The organism is Ligilactobacillus apodemi DSM 16634 = JCM 16172 (assembly GCF_001434405.1).
In the GTDB taxonomy this organism is placed as follows: Bacteria; Bacillota; Bacilli; order Lactobacillales; family Lactobacillaceae; genus Ligilactobacillus; species Ligilactobacillus apodemi.
Genome location: NZ_AZFT01000053.1, coordinates 959,097 through 974,588, shown reverse-complemented (window position 1 = coordinate 974,588; position 15,492 = coordinate 959,097). Strand labels below are relative to the sequence as shown.

General features: G+C 39.1%; 11 protein-coding genes and 1 pseudogene. 10 read left to right on the top strand and 2 right to left on the bottom strand.

Translation table 11 applies throughout. The annotated features are described in order from the left end of the window. The 7 genes and pseudogenes from FC32_RS11035 to FC32_RS10070 all read left to right on the top strand — a co-directional run. Positions 1-848 (top strand): annotated as a pseudogene (locus FC32_RS11035) (DNA mismatch repair MutL family protein); the annotation flags it as partial. A 72-nt stretch (positions 849-920) separates the two neighbouring features. After that, complete coding sequence (ruvA, locus tag FC32_RS10095) at positions 921-1,526, top strand: Holliday junction branch migration protein RuvA (RefSeq protein ID WP_025087851.1); 606 nt, start codon at positions 921-923, stop codon at positions 1,524-1,526. A 22-nt stretch (positions 1,527-1,548) separates the two neighbouring features. Then, positions 1,549-2,553 carry a Holliday junction branch migration DNA helicase RuvB gene (gene ruvB / locus FC32_RS10090; RefSeq protein ID WP_025087850.1) on the top strand — a complete coding sequence of 335 codons (1,005 nt, stop codon included), beginning with the start codon at positions 1,549-1,551 and terminating at the stop codon, positions 2,551-2,553. A gap of 14 nt (positions 2,554-2,567) precedes the next feature. Then, positions 2,568-3,611 carry a tRNA preQ1(34) S-adenosylmethionine ribosyltransferase-isomerase QueA gene (queA, locus tag FC32_RS10085; RefSeq protein ID WP_025087849.1) on the top strand — a complete coding sequence of 348 codons (1,044 nt, stop codon included), beginning with the start codon at positions 2,568-2,570 and terminating at the stop codon, positions 3,609-3,611. A 10-nt stretch (positions 3,612-3,621) separates the two neighbouring features. Then, a complete protein-coding gene (gene tgt / locus FC32_RS10080; protein ID WP_056957428.1) occupies positions 3,622-4,767 on the top strand; it encodes a tRNA guanosine(34) transglycosylase Tgt in 1,146 nt (381 codons plus the stop codon). A gap of 79 nt (positions 4,768-4,846) precedes the next feature. Further along, positions 4,847-5,221: a preprotein translocase subunit YajC gene (gene yajC / locus FC32_RS10075; RefSeq protein ID WP_025087848.1), complete on the top strand. Its 375-nt coding sequence runs from the start codon at positions 4,847-4,849 to the stop codon at positions 5,219-5,221. A 126-nt stretch (positions 5,222-5,347) separates the two neighbouring features. Then, complete coding sequence (locus FC32_RS10070; RefSeq protein ID WP_025087847.1) at positions 5,348-6,259, top strand: L-lactate dehydrogenase; 912 nt, start codon at positions 5,348-5,350, stop codon at positions 6,257-6,259. A 71-nt stretch (positions 6,260-6,330) separates the two neighbouring features. On the opposite strand, the gene lacZ is transcribed toward FC32_RS10070, so the two are convergent. Beyond that, positions 6,331-9,330 carry a beta-galactosidase, LacZ type gene (lacZ, locus tag FC32_RS10065; protein ID WP_025087846.1) on the bottom strand — a complete coding sequence of 1,000 codons (3,000 nt, stop codon included), beginning with the start codon at positions 9,328-9,330 and terminating at the stop codon, positions 6,331-6,333. A gap of 307 nt (positions 9,331-9,637) precedes the next feature. On the opposite strand from lacZ, the gene FC32_RS10060 reads away from it, so the two are divergent. Beyond that, positions 9,638-11,566 carry a sugar MFS transporter gene (locus FC32_RS10060; RefSeq protein ID WP_025087845.1) on the top strand — a complete coding sequence of 643 codons (1,929 nt, stop codon included), beginning with the start codon at positions 9,638-9,640 and terminating at the stop codon, positions 11,564-11,566. A 190-nt stretch (positions 11,567-11,756) separates the two neighbouring features. After that, complete coding sequence (gene glyA, locus FC32_RS10055; RefSeq protein ID WP_025087844.1) at positions 11,757-12,995, top strand: serine hydroxymethyltransferase; 1,239 nt, start codon at positions 11,757-11,759, stop codon at positions 12,993-12,995. A gap of 76 nt (positions 12,996-13,071) precedes the next feature. Here the strand turns inward: glyA and FC32_RS10050 are convergent, their stop codons facing one another. Continuing rightward, positions 13,072-14,079, bottom strand: coding sequence for a LacI family DNA-binding transcriptional regulator (locus FC32_RS10050; protein ID WP_025087843.1), 1,008 nt, complete (start codon positions 14,077-14,079; stop codon positions 13,072-13,074). 248 nt (positions 14,080-14,327) lie between these two features. Between FC32_RS10050 and FC32_RS10045 the strand changes: the two genes are divergently transcribed. After that, positions 14,328-15,491: a galactokinase gene (locus FC32_RS10045; protein ID WP_025087842.1), complete on the top strand. Its 1,164-nt coding sequence runs from the start codon at positions 14,328-14,330 to the stop codon at positions 15,489-15,491. The last annotated feature ends 1 nt before the right edge of the window (position 15,492 follow it).

The window sequence follows — 15,492 nt, the reverse complement described above, 5'->3', positions numbered from 1 at the left end:
CCCGGGTTTTAATGGGCGAGCCAATAGCACCTAAAAAAACGGAGATGGCGCCTAAAAAGCCAGCTCCAGTTGTTAAACACGAACCGGTCAATTATACCCCGATCATTATCAATGACAGTTCGCAATTAGCGTCAGCGGAAATAAAAGAGTGGGATCAAAAATACCAGCCAACTAAAACAAAAGAAGTTGAAGCGCCTGTAACAGAACCAGTTGAAATAAAAGAGACTCCTGAGGACAAATTTCCTACTTTGTCCTATTTAGCGCAAATGCATGGCACATATCTATTGGCACAAGCAGCAGATGGTTTGTATTTGATCGATCAACATGCTGCACAAGAAAGATGTAAATATGAGTATTATCGGACAGAGATTGGGAAAGTTTCCCCGGCTAAACAAGAGCTGTTAGTGCCGATCATTTTGTCTTATCCGACCGCTGAGAGTCTGAAAATTACGGAAAATATTGATAAATTAGCACAATTAGGAGTAGAACTAGAAGATTTCGGGCAAAACACCTTTATTGTTAGGCGCCATCCGATCTGGTTCAAAAAAGGGCAAGAAGAAGATACGATCAAAGAAATGGTGGAGTGGTTCTTAGTTGATCATAAACTAACGATCGCACAATTTCGTGAAAAAACAGCGATCATGATGAGTTGTAAACGCTCGATCAAAGCCAATCATCATTTGGATGAATTTCAAGCTAAGAGTCTCTTGGAACAGTTAGCTAAATGTGAAAATCCGTTTAATTGCCCACACGGAAGGCCAACGTTAGTACATTTTAGCAATTCTGACTTAGAACATATGTTTAAACGTATCCAAGATCCGCATCAAGGAAATTCACATGAAATGTAAAAAATAACAGTTGTAAGCATGAGTTTTATGGTAACATTAAATGGCGTGCTATAAGAGAATAGGTGAATCAATATGTATGAATATATAATTGGCAATGTTGTGACGGTCACACCGCGTTACATTGTAGTTGAAAGTGGTGGGATCGGCTATTTGATCTATGTGGCTAACCCGTTTAAATATACGGTCGACACGCTTAAACAGCAAAAAATTTATGTTTACCAAGCCGTGCGTGAAACCGAGATCATGTTATATGGCTTTTATGATGAAGCTGAAAAGCAACTTTTCTTAAAGATGTTAAGTGTTTCTGGCATTGGACCCAAAAGTGCCTTAGCTGTCTTAGCTAGTGAAGATCATCAAGGATTTATTAATGCAATCGAACAAGAAGATGACGGCTATTTGACTAATTTTCCCGGTATCGGAAAAAAGACCGCTAAGCAGATCATTTTAGATCTTAAGGGTAAATTGAGTGATTTAACTAAAGTTGAAATGCTCGGCCAACAAGGAATGGATCTGACTCAGAAAACTTCGCCATACTTACTAGAAGCAATCGAAGCATTGACTGCTTTAGGGTATACTAAGACCGAGATCAAGCGTGTTTCCAAAAAGCTTGAAAAATACGATGGTAATTCTACAGATGACTATTTACGTCAAGGTTTAAGGTTGATCATGAAAAAATAATTAATGAGAGGGTGATTTTACAATGGAAGATAAACGTTTGGTGTCTAATGAGGCTTTCGATGAAAATGATGAAGCTGAACTTAGTCTACGTCCTAAACGGTTGAATCAATATATTGGACAAGAAAAAATCAAACAAAAAGTTGCGATTTATATCGAAGCTGCTAAAAATCGTCTAGAATCACTCGATCATGTCTTATTGTATGGTCCTCCTGGTTTGGGAAAGACGACGCTTGCAACGATCATTGCTAATGAGTTAGAGGTCGGGATCAAAACTACGACTGGACCAGCCATCGAACGTCCTGGTGATCTAGTGGCATTATTAAATGAGCTACAGCCGGGAGATGTTTTATTTATCGATGAAATTCACCGGATGCCAAAGAGCATTGAAGAGATGCTTTATTCGGCGATGGAAGATTTTTATATTGATATCATCGTAGGACAAGATGCCACGGCACATCCTGTGCGTTTCCCGTTACCACCATTTACTTTGATCGGCGCTACGACTAAAGCAGGGATGCTTTCAGCTCCATTACGAGCTCGTTTTGGGATCGTAGAGCATATGAATTATTACACGACAAAAGAACTAGCTCAGATCATCACTCGCTCGGCTGAAGTCTTTTCAACTTCGATCAATGAACAAGGTGCCCTTGAAATTGCACGACGTTCGCGTGGGACTCCCCGTGTTGCTAACCGGTTATTGAAGCGAGTACGCGATTTTGCCCAAGTTGCAAATAAACCAGAGATCGATCTAGAAATCGTTAAATATGCTTTAGAAATGCTCCATGTTGATGATCAAGGTTTAGATGAAACTGATCGGAAAGTTTTACTGACGATGATCGAGCTTTACAACGGTGGTCCAGTGGGATTAAATACCTTAGCTGCTAATATTGGCGAAGAAACTGAAACAATCGCTGATATGATCGAACCTTATTTATTGCAGATCGGGTTTATCAAGCGTACCGCAAGAGGGCGAATGGTGACATTGTCTGCCTATGAGCATTTACACATATCTTATGAAAAAAACTGAGAAGGGTGATTTTTTTGACAGAAGAACATTTAACTACCGAAGATTTTGATTATGACCTACCAGAAGAATTGATCGCGCAAACACCATTAGAAGAACGTGATCAATCTAGAATGTTGGCTTTAAACGCTAAAACAGGTGAATACGAAGATGATTATTTTTATAATGTGATTGATCGTTTAAATCCTGGTGATGCTTTAGTTATGAATGATTCTCGGGTCATGCCTGCACGGATCTACGGGGTCAAACCAGATACTGGTGGTCATCTTGAGGTGTTATTATTAAATAATATCGAAGGTGATCGCTGGGAAACTTTAGTAAAACCTGCTAAACGTGCTAAAGTTGGTACTAAAATAACTTTTGGGAATGGCGAATTGACGGCGGTTGTCAAAGAAGAACTAGAACACGGTGGACGTATCATCGAATTTGCTTATGATGGCATTTTTTTAGAGGTGTTGGAAAGCTTAGGTGAAATGCCTTTGCCACCATATATCAAAGAAAAACTAGATGATCCAGAAATGTATCAAACTGTTTATTCTAAAGAAGTTGGTTCAGCGGCTGCACCAACAGCAGGCCTACACTTTACCGAAGAATTATTACAAAAAATTGAAGAAAAAGGGGTAAAACTAGTTTATCTAACACTTCATGTTGGTTTAGGGACCTTTAGACCAGTTAGTGTTGATAACATCGAAGATCACAAGATGCACAGTGAATTTTACCGCCTTTCACCAGAAGCTGCTGCTACTTTAAATGAAGTTAAACAAAATGGTGGGCGCATCGTTGCTACCGGTACAACTTCGATTCGGACTTTAGAAACGATCGGAAGCAAGTTTGACGGTGAGATCAAAGCTGATAGTGGTTGGACCGATATTTTCATTAAGCCAGGTTATCAATGGAAAGTTGTTGATGCGTTTATCACTAACTTCCACTTACCAAAATCAACGTTAGTAATGCTCGTTTCAGCCTTTACCGGACGTGAAAATATTTTAAATGCTTATAAGCATGCTGTAGCTGAAAAGTATCGCTTCTTTAGTTTTGGCGATGCGATGTTTATTTATTAAGGAGGAAAACATGGTAGAACCAGCGATCAAGTATCGATTGATCAAAAAAGAAAAACATACTGGTGCACGTTTGGGTGAGATCATCACGCCACACGGTACTTTCCCAACTCCAATGTTTATGCCTGTTGGAACGCAAGCCACGGTCAAGTCTATTTCGCCTGAAGAATTAAAGGCGATGGGCGCAGGGATCATTTTATCTAATACGTATCACCTTTGGTTACGTCCCGGCGAAGATTTGGTCAAAGAAGCAGGTGGCTTACACAAATTTATGAATTGGGATCAAGGGATCTTGACTGACTCAGGTGGTTTCCAAGTCTTTTCGTTGGCTGATATGCGTAATATCACCGAAGAAGGCGTTCATTTTAAGAGTCATTTAAATGGAGCGCCACTTTTCTTGTCACCTGAAAAAGCGATTCAAATCGAAAATGCTCTAGGTTCAGACATCATGATGAGTTTTGATGAATGTCCGCCATTTTTTGAAAGCTATGACTACATCAAAAAATCGGTCGAACGTACTAGTCGCTGGGCTGAACGAGGCTTAAAGGCGCATCAAAATCCAGAAACTCAAGCACTTTTTGGAATCGTCCAAGGCGGTGGGCATGAAGATTTACGTAAATTAAGTGCCCGTGATCTAGTTTCATTAGATTTCCCAGGTTATTCGATCGGTGGTCTTTCTGTGGGTGAATCTAAAGAAGAAATGAATCGCGTATTAGATTTCACGACACCATTGTTACCAGAAAATAAACCACGTTACTTAATGGGCGTAGGGTCGCCGGATGCTTTGATCGATGGTGTTTTACGTGGGGTTGATATGTTTGATTGTGTCTTACCGACTCGAATTGCCCGCAATGGGACATGTATGACATCGCATGGTCGTTTAGTGGTGAAAAATGCAAAATATGCACGCGACTTTTCACCAATCGATGACAACTGTGATTGCTATACATGTAGAAACTTTACTCGTGCTTATGTCCGTCATCTCTTTAAGGCCGACGAAACTTTTGGGTTACGTTTGACAAGTTATCATAATCTTTACTTCTTGATCAACTTGATGAAACAAGTTCGTCAAGCGATCATGGACGATAACTTACTTGAGTTTAAAGAACATTTCTTTGACGAATATGGGCTAAATGTAAAGAATCCGAAAAACTTTTAATAAATAGCGGCTTATGCTAGTTTTTAATAGCTTTTTTTGATACAGTTATAAGTAACAGATACTTAAGGAGGAAATTATTTTGAATTCTTCAATTTCAACAATTGTAATGTTTGTTGCCTTGATCGCTTTGATGTATTTCATGATGATCAGACCACAAAAGAAACAACAACAACAACATCAAGAAATGATGAATGCCTTAAAACCAGGCGATGAAATCGTAACGATCGGTGGTTTACATGGTACAGTCAGCGAAGTAGATACAACTAAAAATATCGTAACTATTGATTGTGATGGTGTTTATTTAGACTTTACTCGTTCAGCTGTAGCTCGTGTGTTAAAGAAAGCTAGCGAAAAGACAACTGAAACTAAAGAAACAGTTACTACTAAGGAAACAACAACTGTTGTAGAAGAAGAAACAACTACAACTGACGATAGTGGTAAAGAAGATAAATAGTTTTTATTCCCAAGGATTTGCCTTGGGAATTTTTTTTAGTCAAATTTACTTGCGGTTTTAGTTAAAACAGAGTATTATAAAACAAATTATGTTGATGCTTGTAAGCACCAGTGGGGAGGAATTAGTATGAGAAAATTAGGTGTCATTGGAATCGGTAATGTTGGTGTGACGGTTGCATATACGGTCGTATCGCAAGGGATCGCAGATGAATTAGTGATGATCGATACGAATGAAAAGAAAGTTTTAGCAGAAAAGCTTGATTTTGAAGATGCAATGCCACGGATGCCATATCACACCGAGATCAAGATCCAAGACTATGCTGCCTTAAAAGATGCTGATGTAGTGATAACTGCATTTGGTGACATTACTGCCAGTGTACGGACGGGTAATCGCTTTGCAGAACTTGAGATCAACAGTAAAAATGCTGCAGAAGTAGGGCAAAAATTAAAAGAAGCCGGCTTTAAAGGTGTTTTGATCAATATTTCTAACCCCTGTGATGCGATTACTACAATGCTTCAAAAAGCAACTGGGTTACCAAAAAATCGAGTATTTGGGACAGGAACGTTCCTTGATACAGCACGGATGCAACATGTTGTAGGTGACTACTTGAAACAAGATAGTCGTAACATTGATGGCTATGTTTTAGGTGAACATGGTAATTCTCAATTTAACGCTTGGTCAACGGTGCGTGCTAACAACAAACCAATCACAGAGATCTTAACGGCAGCAGAAATTGCTGAGCTAGATTCTAAGCCTTCAGAAGGTGCTTGGACGGTTGCTAGTGGTAAGGGGTATACTTCTTATGCGATCGCAACTTGTGGTGTTCGGTTAGCCCAAGCAGTTATGTCGAATGCTAAATTATTTGCACCAGCATCTGTTTATGTTGATTCGGTGGGAACCTATATCGGTTATCCTGCGATCATTGGTGCTAACGGGGTCGAAGATGTTGTTGAATTGCAATTGTCGCCTGAAGAACTTACGAAGTTAAATGAGTCTGCTAACTACATCAAAGATCATGTCGCACAATTAGAAAAATAAATAAATTAAAAAAGTTCCTCTAGATTGGTAGTTTTACGCCACCAACTAGGGGAACTTTTTATTTGTAATGATTATGCGAATGGTTCGATCGTAAAGCTTAATTCAAGTGGCTTATTAGCGGATAACCAATACTGTTCATGAACAGGTGCGCCCCAAGAATCATCACCACCAACGCCCATTTGAGAAGCTAATAAGCGTAACCAAGTGAAACGTACTGGAGGAAGCTCATCTTGATGTAGTGCTTCTTCAAGCATCATCGTGCTATAAGGTAAAAGACTTGCGCTAAATGGCTGACCATTAGCACTGATCTTTATTCCTTGTGCTGTTTCATCGCTTAACGCTAATCTTCTAACATCGCAATGGAGCCCAGTTTCTTGGGGAACTAGGTAAGGTGTTAAATTGTCCTTAGCGGTTGTTTCAAATATCCCCAAACGGGCACCGACATTACGGTCGAGATAATTTTCTGCTGGACCACGACCATAATATTTGAGCTGAGTTAGTTGTTTTGGTAGTTTGAATTCTAGCCCAAATGTTGGTAAGGATGGAAGATCGGCTTGTCCCGGATAGTTAGCTGTAACGTTGACTTTTCCGGTGCCATCAACCGTGTAACTAACAGTTACCAAAACTTTTTTAGGTAGTGGTAATTCATAAGTGTAGGTAACATTTACCGCATGTTTTTGGTTAGTAACTTTTAAATCTGTAACGCGCGCAAATTTACCAGCACTAAGCCACATAGCACGGTCAAAGCCATGGCCACAGCCCCGATCATTATCGGTCATTGGACGCCAAAAGACAAGTTGTGGTGTGCGGGTGACGTATTCTTTGCCACTATATTTGAGCGAAACAATGCCACCTTTATCTTTAGAAAGTAAAACTTCGAAATTTTCGCCTGAGACACCAACATTTACATCCCCGATAACCACTTTAGGCGTATTAGTTGCTTCAAAAGTAGGGATGTCTTTTTTGATCAAAGCTTGACCAAAGTTTATTTCAAAGCCAGTTTTAGCCCAAAGAGTATCATGTTTTAAGCGTTGTTCAACTTCATAAACGATTTCGCCTTCAGTTGGTAATGGAAAATCAATTTCAAAGTGTTTACTTGTTTGGGCTTTGACGACTAAGTTTAATTCTTTTTGCCAAACTACTTTGCCATCTTGTAAAACCTTAGCAACAAAGAAGCTATCAGAAGTATCTGCAAACAGCCGATCATTAGTCAAAGTTACCCCGGTCTTATCAGGTTTAAGCTTAACATCGGCATACAGATGTTTAACTTCTTGGGCCTTAGGTGAGATAGTCCGATCGGCAAACACAAGACCATTACCACAAAATTCATAATCGCTTGGACGGTCGTTAAAGTCGCCCCCATAGGCAAGACGCTTTTTACCATCAACATCTTGATAAAGAGCCTGATCGATGTAATCCCAGATAAATCCACCTTGATAGTGAGCATATTTTTCTAAATCAGTATAAAGCTTTAAGCCCCCAACAGAATTTCCCATGGCGTGCATATATTCACAGGAAATATAAGGCTTTTGCGGGTCATTAGTCAAATATTCTTCGATTTCATGTGGTTTGGCGTACATCCGACTTTCAATGTCGGTGATCTCGTCAAATTCTCGATTCCAGGTGACCCCTTCGTAGTGAACTAAGCGGGTCGGATCTTTGTGGCGCAATAATTCTCTCATTGCTAAAATATCGGTGCCAGCATAAGATTCATTCCCAAGAGACCAGATCAAAACACTAGGATGATTTTTATCACGTTCATACATACTGTTAGCGCGATCTAAGCAAGTTGCTTGCCATTCTGGTAGATTCCCCGGTACATTCCAAGAAGGTTCGCATTCACCGAGCTTTTGCCAGGAACCATGTGATTCTAAGTTGGCTTCATCGATCAAATAGATCCCGTATTCATCACATAATTTGTACCAATATGTTTGGTTAGGGTAATGAGAGGTGCGCACGGCGTTGATGTTGTGACGCTTCATGAATTTGATATCCCATAGCATATCCGCTTTAGTGATCGCCCGTCCGTGGATCGGATCGAATTCATGACGGTTAACACCCTTGAAAACGATTCGTTGATCATTGAGATACATAATGTTGTTTCTTAACTCGAAGCGTCTAAAACCGATTTTTTGGGGAATGTATTCAAGAACTTTACCATCTTTGTCCAAAAGCGAAAGTTCCAAGGTATAAAGGGATGGATTTTCGGCGCTCCAAGGATGAACTTGGTCGAGTTTATGGGTTACTTTAGTATGCTCTAAAAGTGGCTGATTTGTTTCATAAGCGATCTCTTGCTTTTGATCTAATAAAGCCACATGGAGTTTCTTATCACTTAAGTCACCATGGATGGTTGCATTTAATTCTAAGATCCCATTTTGATAAGTGTCATCAAGACTGGCTGTGACGTTTAAGTCAAAGAGATGAGCTTTCGGCGTTGCGTAGAGATAAACATCGCGGAAAATCCCGTTTAGCCGCCAAAAGTCTTGGTCTTCGATCCAACTGGAGCTGCTATATTTAAAGACTTGTACCGCTAAATAATTGGTTCCTGAAACTAAATAGTCGGTCAATTCAAAATCATTTGGTGTAAATGAATCTTCACTATAACCGACAAAATGTCCGTTTAGCCATACAAAAAAGGCAGTTGCTACCCCTTGGAAAGAAATGTAGACTGGTTTATCATGTAAATTTTCTGCTAGTTCAAAAGTTTTGATATATGAAGCAACTTTATTATTTTGGGGAACCTTGGGTGGACGTAAATCTTCATGTCCATCCCAAGGATATTGGGTATTTACATATTGATGTTCATCAAAACCAGTCGTTTGTAAATGACTAGGAACTTGAATATAGTCAAATTCTTGATAATTAAAGTTTGGATCGGAAAAATCGAAATTAGCTGTAGCTAGACTTGGTTCTGTATGGATGCGCCAAGTGCCATTTAAGTTTTGTTTTAGTGAATTTTTACCTGTTTTACTTGAGAAAAAATCATGATCAGAATGTGCCTTGATGCGGTTGACTTCAAAGATTTCTGGGTCAGCCAACCAATTAAGATCTGGTGTAGTTAAACGTTCCATTGAGATACCTCCTTAAAATTAGGTTGTTTTTTAGTAATAACACACTCTTATCGTAAACGATTACATTTTAAAATTCAAGTTTAATTTACTAAAAATATTACTTCTTTAGCTAAAAACAATAACTTTAAAATCGTTTTTAAATAGGGATTTATCTAGGGAGATTAAGATAGTTTAGAGTATTTTTATTTACTTATCTCTCTAAAAATATTACTTAATTTTTAGTAAAAAGTTCTTGAAATAATTTGTGAAAGCGTTTAATATTATTAGTGCGAAAGCAAATACTTTACAGATAGAGGAGTTATCCATTATGGCAACAAAAGAGCGGCCGGTAGGAAAAACGACCTCGCGCCTAGCTTACACTTTCGGGGCGTTTGGTAATGATGTTTTTTATGCGGCATTATCCAGTTATTTAATTATGTTTATTACTTCGCACTTGTTTAATACAGGTGACAAAGCAACTAATAACCGGTTGATCAGTTATGTGACTTTGATCATCATGGTGTTGCGGATCATTGAATTATTGATCGACCCGTTTATCGGAAACGCGATCGATCGAACTAAGACACGTTGGGGGCATTTTCGTCCTTGGATCGTGCTTGGGGGGACGATCAGTTCCATCGCCTTGTTAGTTTTATTCACCAATATGGGTGGGTTAAACAAGACTAATCCATGGTTATATCTTTTGATTTTTGCAATTTTATATATTACGATGGATATTTTTTATTCTTTTAAAGATATCGGATTTTGGTCAATGTTACCAGCCTTGTCGTTTGATTCGCGAGAACGTGAAAAAATTGCTACCCTTGCTCGGGTAGGTTCTACCGTCGGAGCTTCCTTAGTTGGGGTCGTTGTGATGCCACTTGTTTTATTCTTCTCGCTTCAAAGTAATGGCGGGACTGGGGACGATCGTGGTTGGTTCTGGTTTGCGTTTATCGTCTGTGCGGTTGCCTTCTTGAGTGCTTTAGCGGTTGGCTTTGGAACGCGTGAAGTTGAAAGCGATTTACGTAAAAATGAAGAAGATACTGCAGGGATCGGAGCAGTCTTTAAAATGCTCGTGCAAAACGATCAGTTGCTTTGGGTAGCGATCGCATATCTTTTCTATGGAATTGGCATTAATTTAGTAAATGCGCTTGAATTGTATTACTTCACCTATATCATGGGATTCTCGAAGGGCTTTACGATCCTTTCAGGGATCAACATGGTCGTAGGGTTGGCTTCGGTTTCACTTTTCCCTAAATTAGCGAAGAAATTTAGTCGTAAGCCATTATTTATCGGCTGTTTGATCATGATGTTGATCGGGTTAGGGATCTTTTCAGTTGCCGGAAGTAATTTAGCTTTAGTTTTATTTGCAGCTGAACTCTTCTTTATTCCACAACCAGTTGTATTCTTGATCGTCTTGATGATCATTACCGACTCGGTTGAATATGGTCAATGGAAATTAGGTCACCGTGATGAATCATTAGCTTTATCAGTTCGTCCTTTAGTTGATAAATTTGGTGGCGCTATTTCTAACGGTGTTGTTGGTCAAATCGCCGTTTTAGCGGGGATGACAACTGGGGCAACAGCTTCATCGATCACCGCTAGTGACCAGTTTAACTTTAAGATCATGATGTTTGCTATTCCAGCAGTTATGATGTTGATCGGAATGTTTATCTTTGCTAAAAAGATCACACTTACCGAAGAAAAACATGCTCAAATCGTGGCAGAACTCGAACAAACTTGGGGCGAACAATTTGATGAACAAGCAATGGAAAGTGGTTCTTTGATCAAATCAGAAGATCTAGCTGCTTATGTCCCAGTTGCTGGTAAAGTTGTTGCTTTAAAAGATGTTTCTGATCCAGCCTTTGCTTCAGGTAAGATGGGTGCCGGAATTGCAATCAAACCAAGTGATGGCAAAGTTTATGCACCATTTGACGGTAAGATAAAGACTGTCTTTGCAACACGTCATGCAATCGGGATGATCTCAGATAATGGAATTCCTGTTTTGATTCACGTAGGGATCGGAACTGTTGAATTGAAAGGAACCGGTTTTGTGACCTATGTCAATGAAGGTCAACGGGTAAAACAAGGTGAACAGATCTTAGAATTCTGGGATCCAACGATCAAAAAAGCTGGTTTAGATGATACGGTGATGATGACGTTCATTAATTCAGAGCTATTTGAGAAATTTAAAGTGGAAGTTACCCCGGGAACTCAAGTCGATCATCAAGATCTAGCAATTGAGATCAAAAAATAAAATATTTAGTTAAATAAAAGGTGCTTACTTTTAAAAGGAGCGCCTTTTTTATCTGAGCAGTATTTTAGTAAAAATGTTTTAGCTGAGTCTGATTCTTTAGTTGCACTAGTATAAGGGCAATGACAATAGTTGAAAGATGTTAAAATTTCAGTTACAATTACAGAAAATCAGCTAAAGAGAGGGTGCTCAAATGAATTACCAAGAACAAGATCCTGAATTATGGGGGGCAATTGCCTCCGAAAAGAAACGCCAACAAGGCAACATCGAATTGATCGCATCGGAAAATATCGTCTCTGAGGGTGTGTTAGCTGCACAAGGTAGTGTGTTGACTAATAAGTATGCTGAAGGATATCCCGCAAAACGATACTATGGTGGCTGTGAATATGTTGATGTAGTTGAAAATCTTGCAATCGAACGAGCAAAAGCTTTGTTTGGAGCAAAATTTGCTAACGTGCAACCACACTCAGGCTCTCAAGCTAATGCGGCAGCCTATCGTGCTTTGATCGCTCCCGGAGATACTGTCTTGGGGATGGATCTTGCTAGTGGTGGTCATTTGACTCACGGTTCGCCAGTTAATTTTAGTGGGCAAACATATAATTTTACTGGTTATGGTGTTGATAAAGACAGTGAACAACTTGATTATGACGCAATTTTAGCTTTAGCCAAAGAAGTAAAACCAAAATTAATCGTGGCAGGTGCAAGTGCTTATCCACGGGAGATCGATTTTGAAAAATTTAGTCAGATCGCAAAAGAAGTTGGTGCTTATTTGATGGTCGATATGGCGCATATCGCTGGCTTAGTTGCCGCTGGAAAACATCAAAATCCAGTTCCTTATGCTGATATCGTAACTTCAACGACACATAAAACTTTACGGGGGCCACGTGGTGGGTTGATCTTAACTAATAATGAAGAGCTAGCTAAAAAGGTCAACAGTGCTGTCTTCCCAGGTTTACAAGGTGGTCCGTTGGAGCATGTGATCGCAGCTAAGGCGGTTGCATTTGGTGAAGCTTTACGCCCTGAATTTACAACTTACGCTGAACAAGTCATTAAAAACGCCCAAGCAATGGCAGAGGTTTTTGCGCAAAATGAACATGCTCGGGTGATCTCTGGTGGAACTGATAACCATCTTTTATTGATCGATGTGTTAGGGTTTGGCTTAAACGGAAAAGAAGCAGAAAAGCTTCTAGATAGTGTTTCATTGACTGTTAATAAAAATTCAATTCCATTTGAAACGTTAAGTCCATTTAAGACAAGTGGAATTCGTTTAGGAACACCTGCGATCACTAGTCGTGGTTTTGATGAAGCTGATAGTCGAAAGGTCGCAGAATTGATCTTAGCTGTATTAGAATCAAAAGGTGATGACGCTGTAATGGAACAAACACGCCAAGCGGTAAAAGAATTGACAGCTGCTCATCCCATCTATGAATAAGTAAAATAATTCGCTAAAAATAAACTGAGCTCGAGAAAAATCACTCTCGAGCTCAGTTTATTTTAGTTTGTAATTATTAAAGACAGCTATCACGTAAAATGAGTTTTGTACCTAGGGTGATCATTTCAGGTGTTTCTTTTTCATATTTAGAAATACTATCAAGTAACATCACCGCTGAACGCCCCATTTGTTCAGTAAAAACTTTGATACTGCTTAATGCTGGAAATGAATATTTGGCTAAAGAAGTATCGTTAAATGAGATCAAACTGACACGTTCTGGGACCGCAATTTGACTTTCTTGAAGCGCCCGTAAAGCTCCCACTGCGATCGCATCGTTAGCGATGAAAAATGCTTGCGGTAGCTCATCTCCTAATTCTTGGAGCGCTTGTTTCATCATCTGATAGCCTGATTCAGGTGAAAATTTGCCGACATACACGTAACGCGAATTGTAGAGTTTAAGTGTGCTTAAGTATTTTTTGAAAATGCTAAAACGCGGATCGATCAAGGAATTTGATTGGTCAGCAGTTTTTTCTTCCCCCGCTAACAAGCCGATTTTTGTTTGTTCATGTTGTAAAAAGTGGTCAAGCGCAGTTTTGACTGCTCCATCGAAGTCAGAAACAACACAGTTATAGCCTTGTTCTAGTGTTTTATCATCAACAAAAACTAGATTTGCGTTTAATGTAGCGATGTTTTTGATCTCGTTAGCGCTGTATTTCCCGATTGCGATCACACCATCAGCTTGTTTAGCCTTTTGTAAAGAATCGTTATGAAAGATCCGGGTGATCTCGTAACCTAATTGATGGGCTTGTTTTTCGATCCCTAAACGAATGGCATAGTAATAAAGGTCATTGACTTCTTCTTGTTCGGTGTACCATTGAATGATCGCAAGGCGTTTTTCAAGGGGCTGTGTAGGATTTTGTTTTTTATTTTTTGTGTGTTTTACGTAATTTAATTCTTCCGCGATCTTAAAAATGCGGCTGCGAGTTTCTGCGCTAACAGACATAGTTTCATCGTAATTTAAGACACGAGAAACAGTTGCAGCTGAAACTTGGGCTTTATTTGCGATATCTTTGATCGTAGCCATGAGTCATGTCCTTTCTAAAATATCTGATTTCAAATTGAAAAAGTATATGTAGTTTAGTATAGCATAATTTAGGTAAAAAATAGTAGGGCGCATGAGGATAATTTACTAAAATTATCATTGTGACAACTAGAAGTTATCTAAAAATGATTTACTAAAAATTAAGTAAAAATAGTTGCTAAATTACTGGTTAACAACTATAATAAAATTTGTAATAAAACGCTTGCAAAAAGAAGAGAGGTAACTAAACCATGAAAAAAGAAGAACTACAACAACGCTTTGAAGAAATTTTTGGTCGCAAATCTGAAGGTGAATTCTTTTCGCCAGGACGGATCAATTTGATCGGTGAACACACTGACTATAACGGTGGCCATGTTTTCCCATGTGCAATTACTTTAGGAACATATGGTGCAGCAGCTAAACGTGATGACCAAACATTACGTTTCTATTCGGAAAACTTTGCTGATGAAGGCATTATAGAAGTTTCATTGAATGATCTTCATTTTGATAAAGCTGACAAGTGGACCAATTATCCTAAAGGAATGCTTCATTTCTTAAAAGAAGCTGGTCACAAGATCGACACAGGTTTAGATGTTTACGTTAATGGTAATATTCCAAATGGTTCGGGCTTGTCATCTTCCGCTTCACTTGAATTATTGATGGGTGTGATCGCCGAGAACTTATATGATTTGCGACTTGATCGTTTAGATTTAGTAAAAATCGGGATGCAAACGGAAAATGATTTTATTGGTGTCAACTCAGGGATCATGGATCAATTTGCCGTGGGTATGGGTCATGAAAATAAGGCAATCTTGCTTGATACAAACACACTTGAATACGAATTAGTGCCGCTTGATCTTAAAGACAATGTGATCGTGATCATGAATACGAATAAACGTCGTGAGTTAGCCGATTCTAAGTACAATGAACGCCGCAGTGAATGTGAAACAGCATTAGCAGAATTACAAACTAAAGTAGCTGCTTCAAGTTTAGGCGCTTTGGATGAACAAACCTTTGATGAATATAGCTATCTTATTAAAGATGAAGCTCGCTTAAAACGTGCACGTCATGCTGTTTGGGAAAATCAACGGACTTTACAAGCACAAGCTGCATTACAAGCAGAAGGCTTAGCTAAATTTGGACGCTTGGTCAATGCTTCTCACGTTTCGTTAGAGCATGATTATGAAGTAACTGGTAAAGAATTAGATACATTAGCTCATACAGCTTGGGAACAACCAGGTGTCTTAGGGGCTCGGATGACAGGGGCTGGCTTTGGTGGCTGTGGCATTGCACTTGTCAACAAAGACCAAGTCGAAGCATTTAAAGAAAATGTCGGCAAAGTATACGAAGAAAAAATTGGTTATGCTCCAGCATTTTACATTGCTGAAATTGCTGACGGAACAAAGAAATTGTAAA

What these genes read in the sequence shown, in the direction of transcription:
- ruvA (WP_025087851.1), top strand. Translation starts at nt 921, where the DNA reads ATGTATGAATATATAATTGGCAATGTTGTGACGGTCACACCGCGTTAC.
- ruvB (WP_025087850.1), top strand. Translation starts at nt 1,549, where the DNA reads ATGGAAGATAAACGTTTGGTGTCTAATGAGGCTTTCGATGAAAATGAT.
- tgt (WP_056957428.1), top strand. Translation starts at nt 3,622, where the DNA reads ATGGTAGAACCAGCGATCAAGTATCGATTGATCAAAAAAGAAAAACAT.
- FC32_RS10070 (WP_025087847.1), top strand. Translation starts at nt 5,348, where the DNA reads ATGAGAAAATTAGGTGTCATTGGAATCGGTAATGTTGGTGTGACGGTT.
- lacZ (WP_025087846.1), bottom strand. Translation starts at nt 9,330, where the DNA reads ATGGAACGTTTAACTACACCAGATCTTAATTGGTTGGCTGACCCAGAA.
- FC32_RS10060 (WP_025087845.1), top strand. Translation starts at nt 9,638, where the DNA reads ATGGCAACAAAAGAGCGGCCGGTAGGAAAAACGACCTCGCGCCTAGCT.
- glyA (WP_025087844.1), top strand. Translation starts at nt 11,757, where the DNA reads ATGAATTACCAAGAACAAGATCCTGAATTATGGGGGGCAATTGCCTCC.
- FC32_RS10050 (WP_025087843.1), bottom strand. Translation starts at nt 14,079, where the DNA reads ATGGCTACGATCAAAGATATCGCAAATAAAGCCCAAGTTTCAGCTGCA.
- FC32_RS10045 (WP_025087842.1), top strand. Translation starts at nt 14,328, where the DNA reads ATGAAAAAAGAAGAACTACAACAACGCTTTGAAGAAATTTTTGGTCGC.